Raw genomic sequence first — 26,313 nt, 5'->3', positions numbered from 1 at the left:
TGGTAGCATACTTTTTGAATATTTTAAGACAATTGACGAAAAAACCACGTATTCACTGGGTTTTAGATTGAAAATAGAAATGGAAATATTATATGATGAAGCTATACATAACAATTAGTTCTACTAGTCGTTTATAAAAACTTGTATCACTATGATAAAAAGGGGGAGAAACTTTTGACTGTCACAATTTATGATGTTGCACGTGAGGCGAATGTATCAATGGCAACCGTATCTCGCGTAGTAAATGGAAATCAAAATGTTAAGCCTGCAACAAGAAAAAAAGTGTTGGAAGTGATTGAGCGTCTCGAATATCGTCCAAATGCAGTAGCACGTGGCTTAGCAAGTAAAAAAACAACATCAGTAGGAGTCATCATCCCTGATATTTCGAATAATTTAAATGCTGAGCTGGCACGAGGCATTGAAGATATTGCGACAATGTACCGCTATAATATCATTTTAGCAAATTCAGATCAAAATGAAGAAAAAGAGTTGTCTCTGCTTGATACAATGCTAGGAAAACAGGTTGACGGTATTGTCATGATGAGTGAAGAGGTAACAGACAATATTCAACGCGCGGTGGAGGCATGTCCTGTACCGATAGTATTGGCAGGATCGATCAGTTCAACTGAAAAAGTAGCTTCTGTAAACATTGATTATTATAATGCGGCATTTGAAGCTGTAGAAACACTAATTGATAATGGACATACGAGAATTGCCTTTGTCTCTGGTCCGCTACAGTATACAGTGAATGGTCAGCATAAACTTGCAGCCTATAAAGATGCGCTTGAAAAAGCAAACATTGAAATAGATGATGCATTGATTGTTGCTGGAGATGGTTCCTATGATGATGGATTGGAAAGCTGGGAGAATTTAAGTGAACTACAGCAACCGCCTACAGCTATTTTTGTCGGGAATGATGAGCTTGCAATTGGACTAGTACATGGCATTCAAGATAGTGGAAAAAATGTGCCGGGTGATGTTGAAATTATCAGCTTCGAAAATTCAAAACTAGCGCGCATGGTACGACCAAAACTTACAAGTGTTGTATTGCCTTTATACGATATTGGAGCTGTCGCAATGCGCTTATTAACGAAGTATATGAACAAAGAGGAAGTTGAACAGCAACATGTCATCTTACCTCATCGCATAGAAAAGCGTGGTTCGAGTAAATAACAAAAGCGCCTGGCAAAAGCTGACAGGCGCTTTGTTTTATTTATAGCCTTATAGTTACTTCAAAGCAAATGTTATGAACGGTTTTTTTCTGTACGAATAATATGTAGTGCTTTTTCAAGCATTCGTATATTTTTTTCCTCAATTTCTGCTTTGCGCGGAATAGGATCATATAAAGGATGAGGATCATTCCATGTCGGGATTAGCGGAACAGGTGATTCCGATTGCCATTTATCAAGCCATTGCTGTGGCAACGGTCCAGTCGGAGCAGGCTGATCGGTCATCTCCGTCCAAATATGTGACCATGCTCGTGGGACGACCCGCCAAATATCATAGCCTCCGCCACCAACTGCAATCCAGCGTCCGCCACAATATTCATGTGCCAATTTATGGGCAAGCTTCGGTATTTCTTTATAAATATTCATTGTGCCGTACAAATGTGTGAGCGGATCAAAATAATGTGCATCTGCACCATTTTGTGTCAAAACGACATCCGGTTTGAAAAATTCAAATACTTCCCGCATTGACTGCTCGTAAATTTCCAAAAAGCTCTCATCTTCCGTAAATGCATCAATCGGGAAGTTAAAAGAAGTCCCGTAACCTTCACCATTTCCGCGCTCTGTTATATTGCCTGTACCCGGAAATAAATAGCGGCCGGTCTCATGGATCGATAATGTACATACATTCGGGTCATCATAAAAGGACCATTGAACGCCGTCTCCATGATGGGCATCAGTATCTACATATAAAACACGCAGTCCGTACTTTTCCTGGATATATTTTATCGCTACACTGCTATCATTATAAATGCAAAAACCGGATGCTTTTCCGCGGAAACCGTGATGGAGACCACCGCCCAAGTTTAATGCATGCTGAGCTTTTCCCTGCAGTACCTGGTCGACCGCCTGTAATGTACCGCCAACTAAAAGTGCGCTTGCTTCGTGCATATTTTTAAAAATGGGGGTATCTTCTGTTCCAATACCATATGGTTCCCCTTGCTGGGCAGTTAACTCGCCATGGCCTGCCTTTTTTACGATCTCTATATACTGCAAATCATGAGCCAGCGCAATTTCTTCATCTGTTGCAATTCGAGCAGGGACGATATCCTCATCTTGAAGTGCACCAATATTTTTCAGTAAATCTATCGTTAAGTGTAATCGCTTATGGTTAAACGGGTGTGTGTCCGAAAATTTGTAAGTGAGTTGTTCTGGTGAATAAATAAATACAGCTTTTTTCATAATGTGACGCCAGGTAAGTTTGGCCACAATACATCGTATCCTTGCTTTCGCAAATCTTCAATAATATGCAGCGGATTGATTACTTGCAGACGGACACTTACAATTCGGGTTTTCACATTTTCACCATCAGGATATACGAGTACACTTAATACATTTGCCTTGTTTTCGTGAAATACTTTTGTAATTTCAAAAAGCATGCCAGGTTTGTCATTTACCCGAATATCAATTTTAGAGCCGGGCTTATGTGCGCCTGTTAATTCGATGTAAGTATATAGTAAATCAGTCGTCGTAACGATGCCGACCAGTTTGCCGGCAGTAACTATAGGTAAACAGCTGATTTTAGCATCATAAAAAGTCATGGCCACTTCTTCAACGAAGTCTAGCGGATGACCGACAATCGGATTTTTAACCATGATTTTCTCGATTGGGGCATCATAAATCGTAGAGTCGGGTTCTTCGCGCAATCGAGAAGGCAAAGCATTTTTCAAGTCATGGTCTGTAATGATTCCCACAACCACATTTTCTTTGTTTACAATTGGCACATGACGGATATTTTCCTCTCGCATAAGGCGCACAGCATCGCGCACCGTGTTTTCGGGCAGGAGTGTATGTATCTCTCTTTGCATGATTTCTTCGACAATCATAGTTCATTCCCCTTTGTGATAAGAATTAATACATGAAACGATTTCTAAAGCGAAGTCTGTCAAATCTCTCCAATGTCTCATTTCCAACACGTGCCCCCACACGCGCCATTAGACAATTGGCAGGATGAGAAGTTATTTCAGGATCATCTGTCGCATAATACTCAAAATTAACTGATGTCATCATTCTCTCCATCAGATTCCGATATTCCCAAACAGATAAACCGGTTCCTTTTAAATCCCAATGCCAGTAATATTCAGTTGTAATCACTAAATAATCTTCCATTGCATCATCCATAAATGACACTTCCAATAATTTTTTGCCTGCGCCGGATCCTCTAAAAGCAGGAATGACTTCAATGGCACCTAGCTCAATCATATCTGGAATACGGTCTTCTGACCAGCGTTCCAACGGGTCTGGATAGAGATACGTAACATAGCCGACAATTATATTATCCTGTCGAATGACAATAATGCGTCCTTCTTCCAGTTTAGCAATCCCAACAAGTGCTTCATGCTGCTGATGGGAAGGTCTAAAAGCTTTTAAATCTTCATGTAATGTGTAGGTAGCAAGTTTTTCGGAAGGAACAGGCCCTTCTACTAAAACATTACCATTCCTCGTTTTGAATTCAAGACGATAATAATTTTTCACATGAATCATAATCACACCACCTGCTTTTAATACATCTATTATACTCTATTTCATGCGAAAATACGCTTAAATTCGCGAGATGTCACTAAATTGATTGAAAGTTTTAAATATTTTGCCTATTATAGTATTTTTATTGTAAAATGATTGTAGTTTTTAATGAAAGGGGATTTTTCATGGGAATGAAAACGATGGAAAAGCTAGCAGTTATTCCAGGGGAACATAATTTGAAAAATTATGAGGATACAGCTGCAAATCATGATTGGCAACATAGTGAACAAGCATTTTCTTGGTTTGAAACGGGGAAAGTCAATATTGCGTATGAGGCAATAGACCGACATGCAACAACACACCGCAAAAACAAAGTGGCTCTTTATTATAATGATGGGAACCGAAAAGAGACATATTCTTTTTATGATATGAAACGTCATTCGAATAAAGCGGCGAATGTGTTGAAAGAAAAGGCGGAATTAAATAAAGGCGATCGTGTTTTTATTTTTATGCCTCGTACGCCGGAGCTCTATTTCAGCTTAATTGGTGCATTGAAAATTGGCGCGATAGTTGGTCCGTTATTCGAAGCGTTTATGGAAGGTGCCGTATATGACCGGTTAATGGATAGTGAGGCGAAAGTGATCATTACAACGCCTGCACTGTTGAGCAGAGTGCCGCTGGAAAAGCTGCCGCATTTAAAGACGGTATTTGTAGTCGGGGAAAATATTGAAGAAACGGATAAGATCTTAGATTTTAATAAATACTTTGCAGAGGCATCTCAGGATTTTGACATTGAATGGGTCGATAAAGAAGATGGCTCCATTTTGCATTATACATCCGGATCAACAGGTGCTCCAAAAGGGGTATTGCAAGTCCATTATGCAATGGTTCAGCAATACCAGACAGCACAGTGGGTATTGGATTTAAAGGAAGACGATATTTACTGGTGCACAGCGGATCCCGGATGGGTGACTGGAACAGCTTACGGCATTTTCGGTCCATGGCTAAATGGGGTGACAAATGTCGTTGTAGGGGGGCGCTTCAGTCCGCAAGCATGGTATGGGGCAATTGAAGAATATGGCGTCACGGTATGGTATAGTGCGCCAACTGCATTTCGTATGTTGATGGGGGCAGGTCCGAATATTATCGGTAAATATAATCTTTCTACGCTTCGTCATGTTTTATCGGTCGGTGAACCATTAAATCCGGAAGTTGTGAAGTGGGGATTGGAGATTTTGAACCATCGTATTCACGATACATGGTGGATGACGGAAACAGGTGGCCATATGATCTGCAACTACCCATCGATGGAGATTAAGCCAGGCTCAATGGGCAAACCTGTGCCGGGAATTTATGCAACGATTGTAGATGACCAAGGCAATGAAGTGCCGCCGTATACGATGGGGAATTTGGCGATCAAAAAAGGGTGGCCTGCAATGATGCGTCAAATATGGGGAAATCCTGATCGGTATGAATCTTATTTTTTAAAAGGAGAATGGTATGTTTCAGGAGATTCTGCATTTATGGATGAGGAAGGTTATTTCTGGTTCCAAGGTCGTGTAGACGATGTGATTATGACAGCGGGAGAGCGAGTTGGACCATTTGAAGTGGAAAGTAAACTGCTTGAACATCCTGATGTAGTGGAAGCAGGCGTAATTGGAAAACCTGATCCGGTCCGCGGCGAAATTATTAAGGCATTTATATCGTTACGTGAAGGGGTAGAGCCGAGTGAAGTGCTTGAAGCGAATATTCGAGACTTTGTAAAAACAGGGTTATCGGCTCATTCAGCACCACGTGAAATTGAATTCAGAGATAAGTTGCCTAAAACCCGAAGCGGAAAGATTATGCGTCGTGTACTAAAGGCTTGGGAACTTGACTTGCCTGCAGGCGATTTATCAACAATGGAAGAGTAACTTTAAATGGCAGTACTTCTTAAATCGGGGCGCTTACATATGTAGGCGCCTTTTATATTATTGCGGTTATTATTATTGAACGATAATTTAGAATAATATACAATTATATAAAAATACAGTTGACTAAATAAATATACATACTTATACTTATTTTTATCATTTAGAATTCGTATAAAATTTTCGGCCATACAAAAATGACGAGGTGACAACATGAAAGCAGGTATTATCGGTGCAACAGGGTACGGGGGATTGGAACTATTACGATTTTTGCATAATCATAAAGAGGTAGAAGAAATCGGGTTATTTACATCCTCAGAAGTAGGAACTCAATTTTCGGATAAATTTCCACACTTAACGGATATTTATGATCAACCATTACTTAAATTGGAAGATGATGCATTGGCGGAGTACGATGTCGTTTTCGCAAGTACGCCATCTGGGGTATCGAGTACGATTTTCCCGTCTTTAGTTGAACGTGGACCAAAGTTAATTGATTTATCCGGGGATTTCAGACTTAAAAATTTAGCAAGTTATGAAACTTGGTATAAAAAAACTCCGGCGCCACAGGAAATAGTGGAGCGAAGTGTTTACGGCCTAACGGAATGGAATGAACGAGCAATTGAAAAGGCTGATTTAATTGCCAACCCTGGCTGTTATCCAACGGCAGTTTTATTATCCATTCTGCCTCTTATAAAAAATCGATTAATTGATCCGAGCTTTTTGGTCATCGATGCAAAAAGTGGTATTTCGGGAGCTGGTAATAAACCTTCACAAGCAACACATTTCAGTGAAGCAAATGAAAGCTTCTCCATATATAAAATTAATGAACACCAGCATATTCCCGAAATCGAACAAGCAATCTCGATGTTTACCGATATTGAAACAACAATAACGTTTAATACTCATCTTGTACCGATGACACGTGGGATTTTAGCAACTTCCTATGCACAAGTGACGGACGGTGTAACACAAAAGCAGTTAGTGGACTGTTTGTCAGAAACGTATAAAAATCACCCATTTGTCCGGGTGATTCAAGAGGCATCCGCTGTAGGAACAAACCGAGTAAAAGGTTCTAACTACTGTGACATATACGTGAAGCTTGATGAAAGAACAAACCGGGCAACGATTATCGGAGTCATCGATAATTTAGTTAAAGGAGCGGCCGGTCAGGCAATTCAGAACATGAACGTCCAATTCGGGCTTCCGCAGCAAACAGGCTTACAACTCGTTTCGTATTTTATTTAACTGATAAAGAAGAGATAGATAGAAATCAACCCCATATTATGACGAGGACTTTAAATTAAGGGAGGGTCACTAGATGACTTCAACAATAGAGATGAAAAAACTATCAAGTAAAAATATCGTGTCACCAAAAGGGTTTACTGCAGCAGGTGTTCATTGTGGGCTTAAACATAAGAAAAAAGATTTAGCAATTTTGGTAAGTGAAGTACCTGCAAGTGTTGCCGGCGTATTCACAACAAATGCAGTCCAGGCAGCACCGTTGAAAGTGACAAAAGAAGTTGTATATGAAACGAAAAAAATGCAGGCGGTAATTGTAAATTCAGGAAATGCCAATGCATGCACAGGCAAACAAGGATTATTGGATGCATATGAAATGCAACTGCTTGCAGCACAAAAGCTTGGTATCGCATCTAGTTTGGTAGGGGTAGCCTCTACAGGTGTCATCGGGGAAATTATGAAGATGGAACCAGTTAAAAAAGGTGTAGAGCTATTAAATCCGGATTCTAAGCTAGAAAGCGGTATTGATTTTTCTCAAGCAATATTAACGACCGATACAGTAATGAAAAACACAACGTATGCAACGATCATTGATGGCAAGGAAGTAATTGTTTCAGGAACAGCAAAGGGCTCTGGCATGATTGAACCAAATATGGCGACAATGCTTGGGTTTATTACAACAGATGCCAATATTGCATCAGAAGAGCTGCAAAAAGCGTTATCGAGTGTAACGGATTGCACGTTCAACTCGATTACAGTTGACGGTGATACGTCAACAAACGATACGGTTATTGTAATGGCAAATGGCTTAGCAGGAAATGACCCATTATCTCCGGCGCACTCCGACTGGGAAAACTTTTACACAGCACTACGTCTCGTATCAGAAGACTTGGCAAAGTCAATTGCACGTGATGGGGAAGGTGCGACTAAGCTCATCGAAGTAGAAGTGGATGGAGCGGTTTCAGATGAAGAAGCGCGTAAAATCGCAAAAACAGTTGTAGGTTCACCACTTGTGAAAACAGCCGTGTTTGGCTGTGACGCAAACTGGGGTCGTATTATTGCAGCAGTTGGCTATTCTGGAGCTGTAATCGATCCTGATAAAATTACAATTAAAATCGGTGGAGCTACAATGGTGGAAAACGGCGAACCGATTCAGTTTTCCGAAGAAGCACTCATCGAAATATTAAAACAGCATGAAGTGAAAATATTTGTGTCACTGGAAGTTGGAAAAGGACACGGATTTGCATGGGGGTGTGACCTGACTTATGACTACGTTCAAATCAACGCATCATACCGCTCGTAAAATGGTCATCAAGCTTGGTGGCAGTACATTAGAAGGTCTTAACGAGGCCTTCTTTCGCAATTTTAAAGCATTGCAGGAACAAGGGATCCAACTCATTATTACACATGGCGGAGGGCCAGCGATTAATCGTGAATTAGCCGCTGTAGGAATTGAGTCCCATACAGTAAACGGACTGCGTGTAACGAGTAAAGAAATGATCGGCATTGTGCAGTCAACATTAATCGGAAAAGTAAATCCTTCACTCGTTCATGAACTTCATTCAGCAAATATTTCTGCCATTGGACTAAATGGTTTTGATGACGGGCTGCTCGAAAGTGAATTTTTAAATTACGAAACTTACGCATATGTAGGAGAAGTGAAGCATGTTAATATAAATATGTTAAATACTTTGACAGAAGCTGGTATTGTACCTGTCGTTGCCTGTATCGGTGCAACGAAGGACGGGCAGGCGCTGAACATTAATGGCGATACAGTTGCGAGTGAAATTGCATTGGCAGTCGGCGCTGATTGTCTCCTGCTTGTGACAGATGTTGCCGGTATTCGTATAAAGGATGAATATCAGACGGAAGTGACACCAAGGTTAATCGAACAATGGATTGACGACGGGCATATTTACGGCGGTATGATTCCGAAAGTACAGGGCGCTCTTAACTGTTTGAAGGCAGGCATTCCTTCTGTACAAATTGTAAATGAAACTTTAACCGGGACGACTATTTTAAGTGAGGAGCTAGTGAAATGAGTGCATTATTCCAAAATTACGCAAGAAGACCTTTCGCTATTGTCGAAGGAAAAGGAACAGAGGTATTTGATACGACAGGGAAACGATATTTAGATTTTACGAGCGGTATTGCCGTATGTAGTTTAGGGCATGCACATCCGTCGATTGTCGAAACCATTCAAAAACAAAGTCAAAAGTTATGGCATATTAGTAACTTATTTGAAAGTCCAGGACAGGAAAAGCTTGCTGCATCATTAGTGGAAGATTTGCATTTATCGTATGCATTTTTCTGTAATAGCGGTGCAGAGGCGAACGAAGCGGCTATTAAACTAGTACGTAAGCATACAGGAAAACATAAAATCATTGTTTTTGAACAGAGCTTTCATGGACGTACATTTGGAGCGATGAGTGCAACAGGACAAGATAAAGTACGTAACGGCTTCGGTCCATTAGTAAGCGAGTTTGTAACTTTGCCGTTTAATGATGTTACAGCATTAAAAGCAGCAGCTGATGCTGATACTGCTGCGATTATGCTGGAAATGATCCAAGGTGAAGGTGGCGTAAATCCCGTAACGGAGGAATTCGCGAAAGCCATTCATGAAATCCAGCAATCATCGGATATTTTAGTCATTGTTGATGAAGTACAAACGGGTATCGGACGTACAGGAACTCGTTTTGCATTTGAACAGACAGTCATCAAACCGGATATTGTTTCAATGGCAAAAGGTCTAGGTGGCGGATTCCCGATTGGGGGGATACTTGGGACAGAAAAGCTCTTTAACACGTTTAGTGCAGGGACACACGGTACGACGTTCGGCGGAAATCCATTAGGCGTTGCCGTCGCGCAAACAGTTATCGATCAAATATTCAATGATGCCTTTTTGGATAATGTGAAACAAAAATCAGCGTACTTTGTAAATAAACTGGAAGAAGCATTTCCGGAAGAAAAATATTCGGTTCAAGGTAAAGGGTTAATGCTGGGGTTAAGTCTCGGTGGCGAAGATGTCGCACCTTATGTTGCCGCATTGGATGAAGCCGGTCTATTAACGGTTGCAGCCGGACCGAAAGTGATTCGTCTATTACCACCTTTAACAGTTAGCGAACAAGAAATTGATGAAGCGGTCAATTTATTAAAAGGTGTATTAAAAGAGGAACAGGTATCAATTTAATTACATTAAAAAATCTCACCAACAATTTTACTAGTTGGTGAGATTTTTTTGTTATTCTCCTGATGGTTCGACAGGATCAACGTCAACTTCAATTTCGTCAAGATCTTCGGGTTCTTCTGGTTCTTCAATTACCTCTCCGGGTACAACATTTTCCTCATCTTCCGTTTCCGGTGGAGCCGTTTCGACAACTTCTCCAACTTCGTTCGAATAGCCTGATTCCAATCCTGTAATATCAACTGCTACGACGATGTAGCGAACACCTGGTGAAACAGATACCCGGTACCCTTCATAAGATTTTAATGAGCGTACGAGCGATCTTCCTTGATCGGTAACGCTATAAACACGATAGCCGACGACATCATTTGATGAAGAGGCTGTCCACGAAAGTGAACCGTTTGCCAATGTAGCATAAACAGGTTGTGGTGGTGCACTGTCTGCCGAGAATGGTGCACCGGTTACAACACCTTTACCTGATGTGAATGACAATAATTTCGATGCGTCACCACCCAGTCTGCCTAACATACGGTCAACAAATGCCTGATTTAATCCGAATCCGCTCATTTGGACAAACTCAGTAGGTGTATTCGGTAATGCGGCATATGTGTTGCCGTCAATAACAACCGATGTAGAAGATACAAAGCTGTCATCCGGCTTAGACGGTAAAAATACATTTTTATTAAATAAATCTGACGTAACTAAACCGGCATTGGCACATGAAGTAGAAGGTGCCAGACCTGAAATGCCGCAAAATGATCGTGTTACAACGCCTTCAGGTTTTTTGAAAGTTTCTTTCGTACCGACTAATTCCGGGTCAATGTCATAAAGCGTATTCAGGTAATTAGCCCATAACCGGTTTACACGCTGACTTGGATGCTGGTAACGGTTATTAAATGCATAAAGTGTGCGTGGCTGGTCATAACCTAACCAAACGCCAACAGAAATATTCGGATTGTATCCGACTAGCCAAACATCTTTATGGTCCTGTGTAGTCCCTGTCTTTGCGGCAAAGTCAGATGAGAATTTCAATTGACTCTTCGCCAATGTTGCAGTACCACCTTGCTTCATAACACCTCGTAGCATATCAGTCATCATATAGGCAGTTTCCGGTGCAAATACATCAACTGGAGCAGCTTCATGTTCATAAACAATATTGCCATCCAGATCCTCAATGCGTTCAATCATGTAGGCATCGTTAAATTGTCCGTTATTTGCAAAGGTTGTATAGGCATTTGTATTTTCTTCGACAGTTGCCCCGTGAGTAATCCCGCCAATAGATGTAGAAAGATTGACATAATCTCCTTCAGTCAACTTTGAGAAGCCCATTTTTTCCAAATAGGTTGCTGGACGACGATCTAAAATTGAATCATACAAACGCAGTACTGCTAAGTTTTGTGATGATGCAACTGCTTGTCGTGCTGGTATAATTCCTAGTTCCTGTGTTGGAATATAGTTGACGGGTTCATAGTTGTCATAACTACGTTTAAATTTCACATCGACTACAGGGCTTCCTGCACCAATGACACCGTAATCAAGCGCTGGTGCATAGGCAAGTAACGGTTTCATCGTTGAACCGTTTGAACGGTAAGCTTGTGTCGCATGATTCAATTGTTCAATTTCATGGTCGCGCCCGCCAACAAAACTTAAAATACGGCCTGTTTTGTTTTCAATAACCATACTTCCTGTTTGTACGGGAACATCCACTTCGATTTCTTCGCCTGTTTCAGGATCTTTTCCTTTTTTCTTGTATGTTTGTCCGTATAAAGTGAATTCTTCCGTCACTTTTTTCATGGCATCATACATGTCTTTATTAATCGTTGAGTAAATACGGTAACCGCCTGAACGTATTGTACGGTCTGCCAGTATTGTATATTTTTCATTTAAGTTCTCTTCTTCTTTTAAACGGTCCGGGTCAATGCCGTCTTTTTCGGCAAGTATTTTTGCGAAAATTTCTTTTGAACGCAGCTCAAGCTCTGCTGTTAACCAAGGATATTTTTCTTCCGGACGGATTTCATATCCTTTGAAGTCTTTAGAAATGTCATAGGCAATTGCTTCGTCATATTCTTTCTTCGTAATATAGCCTGCTTCCTGCATACGATAAAGAACCGTTTTCATACGGTCAATACCTGGCTGCATCCCTTCCGCACTTTTTTGCTCACCTTTATTTGTAAAAGGCGTATATGTGAAAGGTGCCTGTGGGATACCGGCAATATAAGCTGCCTGCGGTAGATTTAATTTAGATGCGGACACACCAAAAATACCCTGTGCAGCCGTTTCAATTCCGGCAATGTTACGACCTGAAGAATTTCGGCCATACGGGATGATATTTAAATAGGCTTCGAGTATTTCTTCTTTTGTCATAAAATGTTCTAAACGGTACGCAAGTAAAATTTCCTTCGCTTTACGTTCATAAGAAACTTCATTCGTTAATATTTGGTTTTTTATTAATTGCTGTGTTAGTGTAGAGCCACCTGTCTGTGTAGACGAGTTGGATACATCTTGCAGTAATCCACGTATTACCGCTTTCGGCACAATGCCGGTATGCTCACGGAAATATTCATCCTCTGTAGCAAGAACAGCATTAATTAAGGATGGGGATATATTAGCTAGCGATGTTTCACGTCGATCTAAATCAGTTCTGATCTTTCCTATGTAAATATCGTTCGCAAAATAAAGTTCACTTGTTTCTTCATAGCTGAAAATTTGTTCGCGCATCTCTTCTTTCGATCGCAAAGGTTCATCCTTTGTTAATGATGCGAAGTAACCTGCGCCTACACCTCCAACAAACAACAGTGTCGTAGCTATAAAAATAATAGCCAGTAAAGTTAAATTCCAGAATACACCGCCTCCAATTCTGACGAAGCGCATTCTTTCTGAAGAAGCAAGGATTTCGATTTTTTTATTTAATTTTTCGAGCCATTGTTTCACATCATCGACCTCCTAAAATCTTGTTTATTATAGCATATTTGATATATAAACGAATATAAATATTGACATCAACTATTTTCTAGGTAGAATAGAAAATATAAATTTCAGGCAACGAAGAGTTTGCAGTAATAAATGTGTTCCCTGCATAGAGAGCTAGCGGTTGGTGAAAGCTAGACATAGCGCATTTATGAATTACGTACTTGGAGCCTGAACGGATCGTCACGTTATAGACGCTTAAAGTGGAAGAAAGAGATTTAAATTTCTTCAAGCCGGGTGGTACCGCGTTAAATAAAAATTTGACGTCCCTGCATGCATTTGCGTGTAGGGACTTTTTTATTTCCTTACAAGTAAATGACGCATCATGTAAAAGGAGAGAAAACAAATGACAAACGAATTACTGCAAGACTTGGAATGGCGCGGATTGTTATACCAGCAAACAGACGCGGAAGGTATGGAAAAGTTATTAAACGAAGAGAAGGTTTCCCTATATGTAGGTGTTGACCCGACAGCGGATTCGATGCATATCGGACATATCGTGCCATTGCTTACGTTACGCCGTTTCCAAAAAGCAGGTCATACACCGATTTTATTAGTTGGTGGAGCTACAGGTACAGTTGGGGATCCATCTGGCCGTTCAGAAGAGCGTCAATTACAGACGATGGACCAGATCGATAAAAATGTGCAGGGACTTAAAAAGCAAATGGAGCGCTTATTCGACTTTTCATCGGATGCTGCAAATGGTGCTGTTCTTGTAAACAATAATGACTGGGTAGGTCCAATGACATTAATCGATTTCCTTCGTGATTACGGGAAACTGATCAATGTAAACTACATCTTAAATAAAGATACAGTAGCGTCACGCCTGGATTCAGGTATTTCATTTACTGAATTTGCTTACACATTAATCCAAGGTATTGACTTCAATCATTTATACGATCATCACAACGTTCGAATTCAAGTAGGTGGTTCGGATCAGTGGGGCAATATTACAACAGGCTTGGAAATGATTCGTAAAACGCATGATGAAAATGCGAAAGCGTTCGGTATTACAATTCCTCTTGTAACAAAAGCGGACGGTACAAAATTCGGTAAAACAGCGGGCGGCGCTGTATGGCTCGATGCTGCGAAAACATCTCCATACGAGTTTTACCAGTTCTGGATCAATACTGCGGATGCAGATGTTGTGAAATACTTAAAAATCTTCACATTCCTGTCACGTGAAGAAATTGAAGGCCTTGCAGTAAGTGTTGAAGAAGAGCCGCATTTACGTAAAGCGCAAAAAGCATTGGCTGAAGAAATGACGCGTCTGATCCACGGTGAGGAAGGTCTGGAAGCCGCAGAACGTATTACAAAAGCATTATTCTCCGGTGACTTAAAAGCATTGTCAGTAGAGGAAATGAAAGTAGCCTTCTCCGGTGTACCTTCTGTAGAAGTGGCGAAAGAAGACAAAAATATCGTGGAGTTAATCGTAGAAGCAGGAATTTCTTCATCAAAGCGTCAGGCACGTGAAGATGTTACGAACGGTGCAATTAGCGTGAACGGAGAAAAAATTACAGATCTGGAATATGTAATCGATGCGAAAGACCGTTTGGAAGACGCCTTTGCCATTATTCGTCGCGGCAAGAAAAAATACCATATGGTGAAATTTGCTTAATTAAATTAAACGTCTTGGGAAGTAGTTTTCCAGGACGTTTTTTTAAAAGGAATATTTCGTTTCATAAAGAACTATAGGAGGAGAGGGGTGGGAGTATGGAAAATAAATCTTATTTAGGGAAAATTGTCATTTCGATTTTTGTCTTACTGACGGTTTGCTTTTTCACTTTCATATTGTTATTTTTTGTAGCATTTAGTGGCAAGATTCATTATATACCGTTAGTAATTTCTGCTGCGGTCATTTTATATATTGGTTTTGTCCTTGTGATTTTTGATGTATTTTACAAAAACAGTAAGCGTATAAAAATCTTTTGGTCAATTGCCGGAATTGTTTTGGTCGTCACCTCGATACAACCAATTTATAAATGGTTCGATGGCAGGGTACCGACTGTTGACGCGGAAGTGAATATTTATCAATATGAGCCATTTACAGATCAGAATAAATTAGTGCAATTGGATAAGAAACCGAGTTTAAAAATAGAGGAACCTTTGCCGAAGATGGATGGTGCAACGGCTTTGTATCCATTGTATGCAGCCATTACAGAGCATCTTTATCCTGAAAAAGAATATAATCCTTACAAGAGTGAAGTGATGGTGAATCAGACGCACGAAGCCTATACGAACCTGATTTTTGGTAATACGGATATGATATTTGTAGCGGGCCCATCCGATTCACAAATTCACCAGGCAGAACAACAAGGGATTAAACTACATTTGACGCCTATTGGAAAAGAAGCGTTTGTCTTATTCGTGAACAGTAAAAACAAAGTCGATCGTTTATCGCTCGAACAAATTAAGGGAATCTATGCAGGGGAAATTACAAACTGGTCTGAAGTTGGCGGACAAGACGATGCAATCCGTGCATTCCAAAGACCTGAGGACAGCGGATCACAAACAGCATTACAACGGCTTATGGGGGATAAACCGTTAATGGAAGCCCCAACGGAAGATGTAGCGACTGGAATGGGCGGAATTATCAATGAAGTGTCCCAATATAAAAATTATAAAAACGCAATTGGTTATACTTTCCGCTACTATTCAAATGAGATGGTAAAAAATAAAGAAATTAAACTTTTGGAAATCGATGGGGTTGCACCGACAAGAGAAAAAATTCGCAACAATGCGTATCCGATTGCTTCTGAATTTTATATTGTGACAGCAGGCGAGCCAACAGGAAATGTTAAACAGGTGATTGATTGGGTGCTCTCGGATGAAGGGCAGGCATTAGTGGAAAAGGCGGGCTATGTGTCTCTTAAATCTGCCGAATAGTAAAAGATTGGTATGCTACTAAAGAAGCAATAATTTTGTATCACCTTAAAAATATCAGTATAATAGATTGTATACATATTTTTAGGGGGATGTTATTTTGAGTGAGCAATTAACAGGTACAGTCGATGATCGACATGCGATATTAAGCATTGCTGTTAAACCCCGAGATACTATTCGTTATGTGTTAACAACTAAAAAGTTATCTTATTTCATTTTCGTTGGTATTATCGGAGTGTTTGCGAGTAATTTAGTCAGTTTTATCGGTAGTGAATTTACAGGACAATATACGCTGGGAGATATCGTTTATTCAACATTTCTTTTAAGTTTAGTACTATATTTTCTTTCAACAGTTTTATCGGCAGGCGTATTGACACTATCAGCAAAAGCATTCGGTGGTACAGGGAAGTTTAAAGAAATGTTCCGCATGATCAGTGTGACAATGATTCCTTATATTTGGATATTGCCGGTTCTTCTGTTCTGGATGCAATTCGCACCACAGTCATTTTTCTCTATTTCCTATATGGAGACATCACTAGGTGATTTGATTCTGCAATTTGTTTGTGGGACTCTGATTATTATTAGCAGTATTTGGACATATGTCATCACAGTTATTGGGATTTCGGAAGTGCACCGTATATCTAAGTGGAAAGCATTTTTTGCTTCGTTTATAGTAATTGCGGTACTAGGAGCAACTTACTTTTTGTTTTAAGCGTATTTAGTATGGATTGTTACGAGTTGAATAGAAAGGATGCTGCCGCTCTATAGCGTACAGCATCTTTTTTTATTGTTAGCGGAATGTAATGTTTGTGTCTACATGTAAGGATGAAAAGTTAATGAAACTCAAAATAAAAAGGGTCACTGGGGGAAGTGACCCTAAGGGCGAGAAGCAGTAATAAGTAGTTGGATTTATTTCTGGCTAGCTAGAAGCCTTCTTTGGAATCGGAGTTATTAGTAAGCGAAAGTAGCACCGACAATAATTAAAAGAATGAATAGAACAACAATTAGAACGAATGTTAAGCTGTTACCGCCGCTGTTGCCGCCACCACCACCACAGCCGTAACCACCGTAGTTATTATAGTTTTGATTTTGATATCCTTCATAACCGTAACCCATAATATTCACCCCCTTTCCTCGTTATCCTATTCAACGAAGAAGGGTTGATCGGGGCGATTGAACAATTTTGAAAAAAATTTTGCGGAAAATAAATCTAAATAAAAAAACCACCAAGCACCCGATAAACAGGGCTTGATGGTTTGATTCGAATATATCTGAAGCTCGAAAGATTAACGAGAGTAGAACTCTACGATGAATTGTTCGTTGATTTCAGAAGATAATTCAGAGCGCTCTGGTAAACGTACGAAAGTACCTACTTTAGAGTCTGCATCGAATGATAAATATTCTGGTACGAAGCTGTTTACTTCGATTGATTCAGCAACAACTGAAAGGTTAGCTGATTTCTCACGTAAAGAGATCGTTTGACCTGGTTTTACTGAGTAAGATGGGATGTCAACGCGGTTACCATCAACTAAGATGTGACCGTGGTTAACTAATTGACGAGCTGCACGACGAGTGCGAGCTAAACCTAAACGGTAAACTAGGTTGTCAAGGCGAGTTTCAAGTAAAATCATGAAGTTTTCACCGTGTACACCTTGTAATTTACCAGCACGTAGGTAAGTGTTTTTGAATTGACGTTCAGTCATACCATACATATGACGTAATTTTTGCTTTTCAGTTAATTGTAGACCGTACTCTGATTTTTTACCACGAGAGTTCGGGCCGTGTTGACCTGGTGCGTAAGGGCGTTTTGCGATTTCTTTACCTGTGCCGCTTAATGAAATACCAAGACGACGAGATAGTTTCCAAGATGGACCTGTATAACGAGACATAATTGTGTCTCCTCCTTAAAATTGGTTTTTGTTGTAAAAGAAAAAACCAGTTGTACCCGACATTAAACGGTATTCTATTTTCATGTATCTTCGCCCATGCAGCCGAAAGGGTTACACAATACACCATTCTGTCTACACAGAAGGAATAAAATACTACATTTAAGTTATACAACTACTGCATTCATTTTACACAAAGGCTATTGTATCTTTTTTTTTTCTATCCGTCAACAAAGGTGTTTTACATTTTGAAGATAATATGTAGTAAAGAAAAATAAAAATAATTTATCGTTTTGTGGGTATTTAAGCACAAAAGCGGGTAGTAGATAAGAACGGGAAAATACTTTAATATTCAAAAAACAATTCAAATTGGGGTGTTTACTAGAAAAATATAACAAATTTAAATAGTCAATAAGACATAAAATGTGTATACTTGATGTTAAGTGAAAAGAACCGACATCGCAATAGTAAAAGAAAAGGTGATTTAATGGTGGAAAATCAACAAAAGATTGATCAATTTAAATCGGATATTTTAAGCCTTTGTATGAATAAGAAATTACAACGAAGTAAATTTTATGATTACTTTTTCCTATTAGAAGAAAACCTAACTAAACACTTTAATATGGAACATTGTTTTTTATTTCATGTAAGCGAAAATAATTTGAAACCGATCGACAACTTAGAATTACTGAATGTTGATGTAGCATTAGATTTAATACAACCCTATTTTAATGGTAACAAAGTTGTGAAGTTACCCGGGTTTTTAAAAGAACAGCCGTATTTTGAAAACCATACGGATGTTATGCCACTTATAATAAATGATAAAATAGAAGCTATTATTATATTTAAATATAATCCTGTCGGGGCACCTATACAAACAGTGCTGACTGAAGAAATAGTAGGGGCGATATCCGCTTCCTATAAATATTTAATCCAAAAATACGAAGTGTATTCGAATGAGCAAAAGTACCGTAAATTATATGGGATGACAGATCTTTTCCATTCAACGATGGACATTGATGTAATTTTGGAAAATGTGCTTATTACAATAGAAGAAAATTTTCCTGGACTTGAAGTAGAGCTGATCTTGTCAAATGACCAAGACCGTCAAACGAGAGTGAAAATAAAGCCCTTTGACTATTTATCTGAGCGGCCTGCAACAATCGAGTCTTTTGTATCGGGAGAATTGAAAGAAGATATAGCCGTTGAACAAAACCGTCGATTATTAAATGTGCCTATAAAAGGGAGACAAGCAATATACGGAATTTTACAGGTAAAAGCACCGATCAATTACTCATTCGCGAATTCGGAAAAAGAATTTATCCGTATGCTTGCGCAAGCTTCAGGAAATGCCTTGGAAAACGCAAAACTCTATCATCAATCACATCGTCTCATCACGGATTTACAGTTAATCAATGAAACTTCCCACCGTTTAAATATGAAATTGACGATCAGCGAGATGCTTTTATTTTTACAAAAGCAAATGTTGAAATCTTTTCAGCCTATGGAAATAGGTTTCATGTTTAAAGAAGATGAAAAGTATATCATGACCGAAGCGTGTACAGATCTTTTCGATTATGTAGCGTGCAATGTATATGTCCAACACGTGGAAAAACATTTTCAGACGACACAAGACCCATTGTTTATTGCTGATTTCAGTCGTCTTATTTCAGGAGACATTGAGTATAAGTCGATTATGGCCATTCCAATGATTGTTGAAGAAGATATTATCGGGTTTAGCATTGTATTGCATAAAGAGCCGTATTTCTTCTCCTTTGACAGCTTTAAGCTAATGCAATCGCTTATTCACCATTCGTCATTAGCCATTTCCAATTCTGTTTTACGTGAACAACTTCAGGAGATGGTGGATAGGGACCATTTAACAAAGCTTTATGCAAGAAGTTACTCTGATTCATTCGTAGAAAATTCCATTCAAAAGGACGATTCAGGAATGTTCCTTTTAATTGATATCGATAACTTTAAAAAGGTGAATGACACATATGGGCATCAAGTCGGAGATGAAGTAATCGTGCAAATTGCTAGGCGACTGCAAAATGAAATAGGGAAAAAGGGGATTTGCTCGCGATGGGGCGGTGAAGAGCTTGCCATCTATATTCCGAATATTTCAGACAGTGAAGCGATTGGAATTTCGGATTCGATTGTACAAATGGTACCAAGTGTATCAAATCCATCAGTTACGGTTTCTGCGGGTATGATTACATGGCATAAGAGCAGTCGTCCTAATTTCAAAAATATGTTTGCGCAAGCTGATATGGCGTTATACCATGCAAAACGAAACGGAAAAAACCGCTTATGTGTATATGAAAAACCAATGGAACTGCAATATTAAAGGGAGTACCCGGAATAACTTTTCGGGCACTCCCTTTTTAGTAATTAAATATGTTTTAACAGTACATCCACAAATTTTTCCAAACCATCTTTATCTTCATCAGTAAAACGTGCTTCAACCGGGCTGTCGATATCTAAAACACCTATAACGACACCATTTTTAATTAATGGAATAACGATTTCCGATTTTGATGCAGCGTCACAAGCAATATGGCCAGGGAAAGCGTGAACATCGTCTACAACCATTGTTTGCTCCTTGGCAACCGTTGTACCGCAAACACCGCGCCCGACAGGAATTCGTACACAAGCAGGCAAGCCTTGGAATGGTCCAAGCACTAATTCGCCTTCATTCATTAAATAGAATCCTACCCAGTTAATTTCTTTTAAAAAAGTATTTAATAAAGCTGAAGCGTTGCTTAAGTTAGCGATTAAGTTATTTTCCCCTTCAAGCAATGCATCCAGCTGTTTAGATAGCTGTTCGTACTGGTCTGTTATTGAACCGTTATAAGTGATATTTCCAAACATAGAATCCTCCAATTAAAAAGTTATTTTTTTCAGTAATGTTTCATAATGCTGATGTAAATCCGCTACCGTATGGGCATCCGAGCCGAAAACAATTGGAATTTGTAAATTAATTGCCTGTTTCACAAATGGATAGGGCGGGTATGTCTCCTTACAATACGGTTTACTTAGGCCAGCACTATTAAAATCAAGCTCATAATGGCTGTTCTGCATCATCTTTAATAGTTCATTTATGTCAGCTGTGTCATCGACCTGCTCATTGTGGGCAAGCTGAAATTTATGAATTAGTGTAGGATGTCCTATACGCTTAGGTTTGTATAAACCTAAATCCGCCAAAATCGACTTTTTCACGGTTTCGTAGTATAGCTTATACATAGGAAGAATGCCGCCAACCTTATTGGCAAATTGTAAATATACTTCTTGTGAAAAGTCAATACATACATATTCGTCTTGGAAATTCAAAAAGTGTACGGATAATATCGCATCATCCAATAATGGGCCGACTTCATTGAGAAATTGTTTTGTTTCATGTTCAAAGCCGACAATATAGTCGACCTCCAGCCCAATATTGATTTTAATTTGTGATTCGTACTGTTCTTTTGCGCACTGCAGTTGTTTAAAGTAATCCATCAAATAAGCAGGGTTCATTCCGCTATCCTTGTCAGGTGTTGGATCGACAAAGTTTTCAGGTAAAGGTGCATGCTCCGTAAATGTGATTTCTTTAAATCCGCTTGTTATCGCTTTTTCGACATATTTTTCTATCGAATCTGTAGAACCATGGGGACAAAAAGGTGTATGTATATGACCGTCTCGTTTCAATTGAATGACCTTCCTTCAAAAATATGGTATTTAAAAGTAAAAAAAGCTGGAAATAGTTAAACAAATATTAGAAAACATGTTATTATAAATAATACGTATATAGCTAAAATATTGATTTTATTTGGGATTAGGGGGCTTACAATGATAAAGTATATCATCATTGTTGTCGTCGTACTATTAGCATTATTAATGGCAGGCTTAGTAGTAAGACGCAAGCATAATGCAGAAATAGGACGATTAGATAAGGAAAAACTACAAATACAACATTACCCGATTTTTGAGGAGCTCGCAAAAGTAAAAGCCCTTAATATGAACGGTCAAACAGAAGAGCTTTTTGAAAACTGGCGTAATCGTTGGTTGGATGTTGTTGATAAGCAAATTCCGAAAATTGACGAATTATTGTTTGATGCGGAAGAATTTGTCGACCGATTTAAATTTAACAAAGCAACACATACAGAACGTGACATCGAGCAAGAGCTTGCAAAATGTGAGCAAGTACGTGTGCAGATTATTACAGAGCTGGATGAATTGATTGGCAGTGAAGAGAAAAACCGTATTGAAATTGAGCAGTTGAAAGAATATTACCGTTCTGCACGTAAGACGATTTTGGCACACCAGCATTCATTTGGTCCGGCTTTGGAAGCATTGGAAAAGAAGCTTGAGCAATTTATACCAAAGTTTGAAGAATTCGATGAGTTAACGAAAGACGGCAACTATTTGCAGGCACGTGAAATTGTTCTTCAGTTAAACAGTGAAGCACAGGAGATTTTCAGCTTACTAAATGATGTGCCGACATTGCTTACGGAAATTCAAACAAAAATTCCGACCGCAATTCATGAACTTCGTATTGGACAGCGTGAAATGGAAGAGCAAAAGTATTATTTACGCCATTTAGAACTGACTGAATATCTGAATGGGCTTGAGAATGAACTAGAAATGTTAAAAGCGGCAATTGCTGAATTAAACTTACCGGCTGTATCACCACGAATTGAAACAATTAATGATGAAATCGACCATTTTTACAATTTGCTAGAAAAAGAAGTAATGGCAAGAAAGTATGTGGAACGCAACTGTTCCGGCATGTACAGTGTGATCAATGATGTAATGCGCCTTACAAAGGACATTAATGATGAAGTTGCGTATGTACAGCATAGCTACCGTTTGCAGGACAGAGAGGCGGAAATTCCTAAAGTGGGCTTAAAGCACTTGGAAGTTCTACAAAGACGCTATGAGTTGTTATCAACTCGTGTTCATGAAGAAAAGTCTGCCTACTCCAGCTTACAGGAAGAGCTAAAAGAAATTACTGATGAGATCGAGCAAATTGCTGAAGAACAGGAAAAGTTCTCTAACAAACTAAAAAATCTCCGTATCGATGAAAATAAAGCAAGAGCTGAATTGGAAACTTTAAAGCGCTTATTGCAAGATACCGAACGCCTGCTTGGACGTGCCAATATTCCTGGAATACCGGAAGAAATGGATGCAAGATTAGAAGAGGCGGCAGAGCAGATTTTTGTTGTTGTTCAAAGCTTACAGGAAGTGCCGTTGAATATTATCCAAGTAAACCAGCATTTACTAAATGCAAAGCAATCGATTGAAGAAACACATGAAAAAGCACAGGAAATGATAGAGAACGTATTAATTATTGAGCGTCTTATTCAGTTTGGAAACCGCTACAGAGCAACTAACCGCCAAGTACATGAAAATTTACTTGAAGCTGAGGACGCATTCAAGAAATTCCGCTACATAAAAGCACTGGAAGATGCAGCAAAAGCGGTTGAAATTATCGATCCTAATGCGATTAAACGTATTGAGGAGCTCGTTCAGGAGCAGCTGCTTACAAAATAATAAGCATAACGGTTACATGTTGATCCATTTAGCGTTATAATAAATAAGCACATTTATGAGGTTGTGTTAATAGTCAATTTGACTATTAACACAACCTCTCTCTTTGGTAAGTGATGATTGCAGGCAACTCTGTAATGTTAATAGATTACGGAAAATTAGTTTTAATAAAGAAGGTTGAGTATAGATGATATATTTAGATAATAGTGCGACAACAAAACCGCACAAAGATGTCTTGGCTACATTTATGTTAGTAAATGAACAATATTACGCCAACCCTGCATCGATTCACCGTGCAGGAGTCGAGTCAAATGCTTTATTAACAAAAGCTCGTGAGCAATTGGCAAATATTCTTCATACAGACGAAAAGAATATTTTATTTACATCCGGAGGTACGGAATCGAATAATGCCGCGCTTTTTGGTCTTGCAAAATCTAGTAATTTTAGAGGCAAGCATATTATTACGACAGAAATAGAACATCCTTCGATATTGGAAGCGGTCAAGCGTTTGGAAGAGGAAGGTTATGAAATTGACTACTTGAAAGTAAACAAATATGGGGTCATTTCTTTAGAGGAATTACAGCAAAAGCTTCGCAAAGATACAATCATCGTGAGCATTATGCATGTAAACAATGAAATTGGAGCTGTTCAGCCAATTAAAGAAGCGGCACAAATCATTCATCGTACATGCCAGGCAATGTTTCATGTTGATGCGATCCAAAGTTTCGGAAAGCTGCCAGTCTTTTTTGATGGGGATAATGGTCCCGATGTCATTTCGATTTCAGGACATAAAATTCAAGGCTTAAAAGGGAGTGGCCTGTTGGCATTCCGTAAAAAACCTCAACTGAAAGCATTTATTGTTGGTGGTGGACAAGAGTTCGGATTAAGAAGTGGTACGGTTGCAGTACCGCAAGCTGTTTCATTGGCAAAAGCGGCTCGTTTAGCAGTAGAAGGAATGCCGGAGAATTTTGAGAACTTTAAAAAATGGTCTGCAGATCTCCATCATTTCTTTGAGCAATTTGGTCAGGAAGTATATGTCCTTTCGCCAAAAGATGGCGCACCGCATATTTTATCTTTTAGTGTTAGAGGACTTAAAGGTGAAATTTTAATAAATGCATTACAAAAACGTGATATTATCGTTTCAACATCAAGTGCATGTTCGTCAAAACAAACGAAAACAAGCCATGTTGTGGAAGCATTGAATATCGATAGTCGCTTTAAAAACGGTGTCCTTCGTTTAAGTTTAGGCGCAATTAATACTGACGAAGATATTGCTTCATTCAAAAAGCAATTTACAATCGTAATGAAAGAATTAAAAGGAGAAATAATGCAATGATTTTTAAGGAAATATTAGTTCGCTATGGTGAATTATCAACAAAAGGTCGAAACAAAAAAGATTTTATTAGCCGTTTACGCGATAATGTCCGTTATTCATTTAATGATATTGCACCACTGAAAATTCGTGCAGAGCGTGACCGTATGTTTATTGAAGTTGAAAATAAAGAGAAATTTGATGTACTGATGGATCGTTTACCACATGTTTTCGGTATTCAATCAATCAGCCCTGTCGCTTCTTGTGAAAAAGATTTGGATGTAATGAAAGCTTTAGCCTTTGAAATTTTAGAAGACTATCGTGAAAAAGGTGATTTAACGTTTAAAGTTGAAGTACATCGTACAGATAAAACATTCCCATTAAACACACATGAATTACAGCGTGAAATGGGAGCTACAATTTTACCGAATTTCCCTAACTTTAAAGTACAGGTGAAAAATCCGGATTTCGCATTGCGAATTGAAGTTCGTGAAGATGCAATCTATATGATGGCGCAAGTAATTCAAGGTGCTGGAGGAATGCCGATTGGATCAAATGGACGATCGCTGTTAATGCTTTCAGGCGGTATCGATAGTCCAGTTGCCGGTTACTTAATGATGAAACGTGGCGTTCGACTGGATGCGATTCATTTCTTCAGTCCTCCGTATACAAGCGATAATGCTTTACAAAAAGTTAAAGAGCTTGCAAATGAACTAACAAAATTCGGTGCAAATATTCGCCTGCATGTTATTCCGTTTACAGAACTGCAAGTAGCAGTAAAAGATGCAGTCCCAGACAATATGTCAATGACATCAACACGTCGTATGATGATGAAAGTAGCCGATAAAGTGCGTGAAGAAGTTGGCGCATTAGGTATTGTAACAGGTGAAAGCCTAGGACAAGTCGCTTCACAAACATTGGAAAGCCTAACTGCAATTAATGATGTGACAAATACACCAATTTTACGTCCGCTAATTTCAGCAGATAAAAATGACATCATCAAAATCGCAAAAGATATTGGCACATACGAAACATCAATCCAGCCATTTGAGGATTGCTGTACAATATTTACACCGTCTAGTCCAAAAACAAAACCGAAATTAGAAAAAGTTCAGCGTTTTGAAAGCTTTACGGAATTCGATGAATTAATTGATCGTGCCGTTAAAAACCGTGAAGTATATCAGTTCCCTCAGAAGGAAGTAAAAGAAGATAAATTCGCGGATTTACTATAATTTTTAGAAACTGATAATGATTTCCTAATGAAACTATAATTTACCTGTGTTTTTTATGTATTAATCTTTCCTCCCGGTGCATTCTAATGTCACAAGGAGGTGAGAGACAGATGGCAAACAACAACAGCTCAAACAAATTACGTGTACCTGGTGCACAACAAGCTTTAGACCAAATGAAATACGAAATCGCACAAGAATTTGGCGTACAATTAGGTCCTGACGCATCATCTCGTGCAAACGGTTCTGTAGGTGGCGAAATTACGAAACGCCTAGTACAGATGGCAGAGCAGCAATTACGCGGCAACCAAAACCAATAATCCGTTTTTAAAAAAGGAGCGCTACTTTTAAAGTAGCGTTTCTTTTTATTTTGGTAACAAATATTTTTTGTTATGCAATAAAAAGTGGCGGAATATTTTGATATTAACGAGAAGGATTATTATACTAATAAGGTAAGACTCATTTTTTTTAAACAAAGG

Annotated in this window: 22 protein-coding genes and 1 other annotated feature; of the genes, 14 read left to right on the top strand and 8 right to left on the bottom strand. The window is 39.0% G+C overall.

What is annotated here, in order from left to right; genetic code table 11:
* The first annotated feature begins 174 nt into the window (after positions 1-174).
* Positions 175-1,173, top strand: coding sequence for a catabolite control protein A (gene ccpA, locus MHB58_RS14445; RefSeq protein ID WP_014823090.1), 999 nt, complete (start codon positions 175-177; stop codon positions 1,171-1,173).
* Between the two features lie 71 nt (positions 1,174-1,244).
* Here the strand turns inward: ccpA and MHB58_RS14440 are convergent, their stop codons facing one another.
* Genes MHB58_RS14440 through MHB58_RS14430 form a run of 3 tightly spaced genes read right to left on the bottom strand, consistent with a single transcriptional unit; the run spans position 1,245 to position 3,710 of the window.
* Positions 1,245-2,408: an acetoin utilization protein AcuC gene (locus tag MHB58_RS14440; RefSeq protein ID WP_008408234.1), complete on the bottom strand. Its 1,164-nt coding sequence runs from the start codon at positions 2,406-2,408 to the stop codon at positions 1,245-1,247.
* Complete coding sequence (locus tag MHB58_RS14435) at positions 2,405-3,052, bottom strand: acetoin utilization AcuB family protein (RefSeq protein ID WP_008408235.1); 648 nt, start codon at positions 3,050-3,052, stop codon at positions 2,405-2,407. Before MHB58_RS14435 ends, MHB58_RS14440 begins: the two co-directional genes overlap by 4 nt.
* Before the next feature lie 25 nt (positions 3,053-3,077).
* Positions 3,078-3,710, bottom strand: a complete 633-nt coding sequence (locus MHB58_RS14430) for a GNAT family N-acetyltransferase (RefSeq protein WP_014823091.1) — start codon at positions 3,708-3,710, stop codon at positions 3,078-3,080.
* Between the two features lie 164 nt (positions 3,711-3,874).
* On the opposite strand from MHB58_RS14430, the gene acsA reads away from it, so the two are divergent.
* From acsA to MHB58_RS14405, 5 genes are all read left to right on the top strand, one after another.
* Positions 3,875-5,602 (top strand): acetate--CoA ligase, encoded by a 1,728-nt coding sequence (gene acsA, locus MHB58_RS14425; protein WP_014823092.1) that lies wholly within the window; start codon positions 3,875-3,877, stop codon positions 5,600-5,602.
* A 210-nt stretch (positions 5,603-5,812) separates the two neighbouring features.
* Entirely contained in the window at positions 5,813-6,847 is a 1,035-nt protein-coding gene (gene argC / locus MHB58_RS14420; protein WP_014823093.1) for an N-acetyl-gamma-glutamyl-phosphate reductase, read from the top strand.
* Positions 6,848-6,920: 73 nt separating this feature from the next.
* Positions 6,921-8,144 (top strand): bifunctional glutamate N-acetyltransferase/amino-acid acetyltransferase ArgJ, encoded by a 1,224-nt coding sequence (gene argJ / locus MHB58_RS14415; protein ID WP_014823094.1) that lies wholly within the window; start codon positions 6,921-6,923, stop codon positions 8,142-8,144.
* Positions 8,107-8,883, top strand: a complete 777-nt coding sequence (argB, locus tag MHB58_RS14410; protein ID WP_014823095.1) for an acetylglutamate kinase — start codon at positions 8,107-8,109, stop codon at positions 8,881-8,883. The genes argJ and argB overlap by 38 nt, the downstream gene beginning before the upstream one ends.
* Positions 8,880-10,031, top strand: a complete 1,152-nt coding sequence (locus tag MHB58_RS14405; protein ID WP_008408241.1) for an acetylornithine transaminase — start codon at positions 8,880-8,882, stop codon at positions 10,029-10,031. Before argB ends, MHB58_RS14405 begins: the two co-directional genes overlap by 4 nt.
* 51 nt (positions 10,032-10,082) lie before the next feature.
* Here the strand turns inward: MHB58_RS14405 and MHB58_RS14400 are convergent, their stop codons facing one another.
* Positions 10,083-12,956, bottom strand: a complete 2,874-nt coding sequence (locus tag MHB58_RS14400; RefSeq protein WP_014823096.1) for a transglycosylase domain-containing protein — start codon at positions 12,954-12,956, stop codon at positions 10,083-10,085.
* 102 nt (positions 12,957-13,058) lie between these two features.
* Positions 13,059-13,266: a binding site (T-box leader), on the top strand.
* A gap of 72 nt (positions 13,267-13,338) precedes the next feature.
* Here MHB58_RS14400 and tyrS point away from each other — a divergent pair.
* The 3 genes from tyrS to MHB58_RS14385 all read left to right on the top strand — a co-directional run bounded on the left by tyrS (position 13,339) and on the right by MHB58_RS14385 (position 16,587).
* Entirely contained in the window at positions 13,339-14,610 is a 1,272-nt protein-coding gene (gene tyrS / locus MHB58_RS14395) for a tyrosine--tRNA ligase (RefSeq protein WP_008407806.1), read from the top strand.
* A gap of 95 nt (positions 14,611-14,705) precedes the next feature.
* The gene (locus MHB58_RS14390; protein WP_340735462.1) at positions 14,706-15,878 is read left to right on the top strand and encodes a substrate-binding domain-containing protein; all 1,173 of its coding nucleotides are present in this window, start codon (positions 14,706-14,708) and stop codon (positions 15,876-15,878) included.
* A gap of 97 nt (positions 15,879-15,975) precedes the next feature.
* A complete protein-coding gene (locus MHB58_RS14385) occupies positions 15,976-16,587 on the top strand; it encodes a Yip1 family protein (protein ID WP_008407803.1) in 612 nt (203 codons plus the stop codon).
* A gap of 239 nt (positions 16,588-16,826) precedes the next feature.
* On the opposite strand, the gene MHB58_RS14380 is transcribed toward MHB58_RS14385, so the two are convergent.
* Together MHB58_RS14380 and rpsD are read right to left on the bottom strand one after the other, a co-directional pair.
* Positions 16,827-16,991 (bottom strand): YjcZ family sporulation protein, encoded by a 165-nt coding sequence (locus MHB58_RS14380; protein ID WP_014823098.1) that lies wholly within the window; start codon positions 16,989-16,991, stop codon positions 16,827-16,829.
* 170 nt (positions 16,992-17,161) lie between these two features.
* Positions 17,162-17,764, bottom strand: a complete 603-nt coding sequence (gene rpsD / locus MHB58_RS14375) for a 30S ribosomal protein S4 (RefSeq protein WP_008407801.1) — start codon at positions 17,762-17,764, stop codon at positions 17,162-17,164.
* Between the two features lie 484 nt (positions 17,765-18,248).
* Here rpsD and MHB58_RS14370 point away from each other — a divergent pair, with 484 nt between their 5' ends.
* Entirely contained in the window at positions 18,249-20,111 is a 1,863-nt protein-coding gene (locus tag MHB58_RS14370; protein WP_014823099.1) for a sensor domain-containing diguanylate cyclase, read from the top strand.
* A gap of 44 nt (positions 20,112-20,155) precedes the next feature.
* Here MHB58_RS14370 and MHB58_RS14365 read toward each other — a convergent pair whose 3' ends face one another.
* Positions 20,156-20,635: a GAF domain-containing protein gene (locus tag MHB58_RS14365; protein ID WP_014823100.1), complete on the bottom strand. Its 480-nt coding sequence runs from the start codon at positions 20,633-20,635 to the stop codon at positions 20,156-20,158.
* 12 nt (positions 20,636-20,647) lie between these two features.
* On the bottom strand, positions 20,648-21,451 hold the full coding sequence (gene hisJ, locus MHB58_RS14360) for a histidinol-phosphatase HisJ (protein ID WP_014823101.1): 804 nt from the start codon (positions 21,449-21,451) through the stop codon (positions 20,648-20,650).
* 141 nt (positions 21,452-21,592) lie between these two features.
* Between hisJ and ezrA the strand changes: the two genes are divergently transcribed.
* The 4 genes from ezrA (at position 21,593) to MHB58_RS14340 (ending at position 26,154) form a co-directional block, all read left to right on the top strand.
* Positions 21,593-23,296: a septation ring formation regulator EzrA gene (ezrA, locus tag MHB58_RS14355; RefSeq protein ID WP_340735461.1), complete on the top strand. Its 1,704-nt coding sequence runs from the start codon at positions 21,593-21,595 to the stop codon at positions 23,294-23,296.
* 184 nt (positions 23,297-23,480) lie between these two features.
* Positions 23,481-24,629: a cysteine desulfurase family protein gene (locus MHB58_RS14350; protein ID WP_065215503.1), complete on the top strand. Its 1,149-nt coding sequence runs from the start codon at positions 23,481-23,483 to the stop codon at positions 24,627-24,629.
* Positions 24,626-25,837 carry a tRNA uracil 4-sulfurtransferase ThiI gene (gene thiI, locus MHB58_RS14345; protein WP_008407795.1) on the top strand — a complete coding sequence of 404 codons (1,212 nt, stop codon included), beginning with the start codon at positions 24,626-24,628 and terminating at the stop codon, positions 25,835-25,837. The genes MHB58_RS14350 and thiI overlap by 4 nt, the downstream gene beginning before the upstream one ends.
* A gap of 110 nt (positions 25,838-25,947) precedes the next feature.
* Positions 25,948-26,154 (top strand): alpha/beta-type small acid-soluble spore protein, encoded by a 207-nt coding sequence (locus MHB58_RS14340; RefSeq protein ID WP_008407794.1) that lies wholly within the window; start codon positions 25,948-25,950, stop codon positions 26,152-26,154.
* Positions 26,155-26,313 lie beyond the last annotated feature (159 nt).

Origin of the sequence: Solibacillus sp. FSL K6-1554 (genome assembly GCF_038005185.1) — a bacterium.
Lineage (GTDB): Bacteria > Bacillota > Bacilli > Bacillales_A > Planococcaceae > Solibacillus > Solibacillus silvestris.
This window is presented reverse-complemented; position numbering and strand designations above follow the sequence as displayed.

What these genes read in the sequence shown, in the direction of transcription:
- MHB58_RS14440 (WP_008408234.1), bottom strand. Translation starts at nt 2,408, where the DNA reads ATGAAAAAAGCTGTATTTATTTATTCACCAGAACAACTCACTTACAAA.
- MHB58_RS14435 (WP_008408235.1), bottom strand. Translation starts at nt 3,052, where the DNA reads ATGATTGTCGAAGAAATCATGCAAAGAGAGATACATACACTCCTGCCC.
- MHB58_RS14430 (WP_014823091.1), bottom strand. Translation starts at nt 3,710, where the DNA reads ATGATTCATGTGAAAAATTATTATCGTCTTGAATTCAAAACGAGGAAT.
- acsA (WP_014823092.1), top strand. Translation starts at nt 3,875, where the DNA reads ATGGGAATGAAAACGATGGAAAAGCTAGCAGTTATTCCAGGGGAACAT.
- argC (WP_014823093.1), top strand. Translation starts at nt 5,813, where the DNA reads ATGAAAGCAGGTATTATCGGTGCAACAGGGTACGGGGGATTGGAACTA.
- argJ (WP_014823094.1), top strand. Translation starts at nt 6,921, where the DNA reads ATGACTTCAACAATAGAGATGAAAAAACTATCAAGTAAAAATATCGTG.
- argB (WP_014823095.1), top strand. Translation starts at nt 8,107, where the DNA reads ATGACTACGTTCAAATCAACGCATCATACCGCTCGTAAAATGGTCATC.
- MHB58_RS14405 (WP_008408241.1), top strand. Translation starts at nt 8,880, where the DNA reads ATGAGTGCATTATTCCAAAATTACGCAAGAAGACCTTTCGCTATTGTC.
- tyrS (WP_008407806.1), top strand. Translation starts at nt 13,339, where the DNA reads ATGACAAACGAATTACTGCAAGACTTGGAATGGCGCGGATTGTTATAC.
- MHB58_RS14390 (WP_340735462.1), top strand. Translation starts at nt 14,706, where the DNA reads ATGGAAAATAAATCTTATTTAGGGAAAATTGTCATTTCGATTTTTGTC.
- MHB58_RS14380 (WP_014823098.1), bottom strand. Translation starts at nt 16,991, where the DNA reads ATGGGTTACGGTTATGAAGGATATCAAAATCAAAACTATAATAACTAC.
- rpsD (WP_008407801.1), bottom strand. Translation starts at nt 17,764, where the DNA reads ATGTCTCGTTATACAGGTCCATCTTGGAAACTATCTCGTCGTCTTGGT.
- MHB58_RS14370 (WP_014823099.1), top strand. Translation starts at nt 18,249, where the DNA reads ATGGTGGAAAATCAACAAAAGATTGATCAATTTAAATCGGATATTTTA.
- MHB58_RS14365 (WP_014823100.1), bottom strand. Translation starts at nt 20,635, where the DNA reads ATGTTTGGAAATATCACTTATAACGGTTCAATAACAGACCAGTACGAA.
- ezrA (WP_340735461.1), top strand. Translation starts at nt 21,593, where the DNA reads ATGATAAAGTATATCATCATTGTTGTCGTCGTACTATTAGCATTATTA.
- MHB58_RS14350 (WP_065215503.1), top strand. Translation starts at nt 23,481, where the DNA reads ATGATATATTTAGATAATAGTGCGACAACAAAACCGCACAAAGATGTC.
- thiI (WP_008407795.1), top strand. Translation starts at nt 24,626, where the DNA reads ATGATTTTTAAGGAAATATTAGTTCGCTATGGTGAATTATCAACAAAA.
- MHB58_RS14340 (WP_008407794.1), top strand. Translation starts at nt 25,948, where the DNA reads ATGGCAAACAACAACAGCTCAAACAAATTACGTGTACCTGGTGCACAA.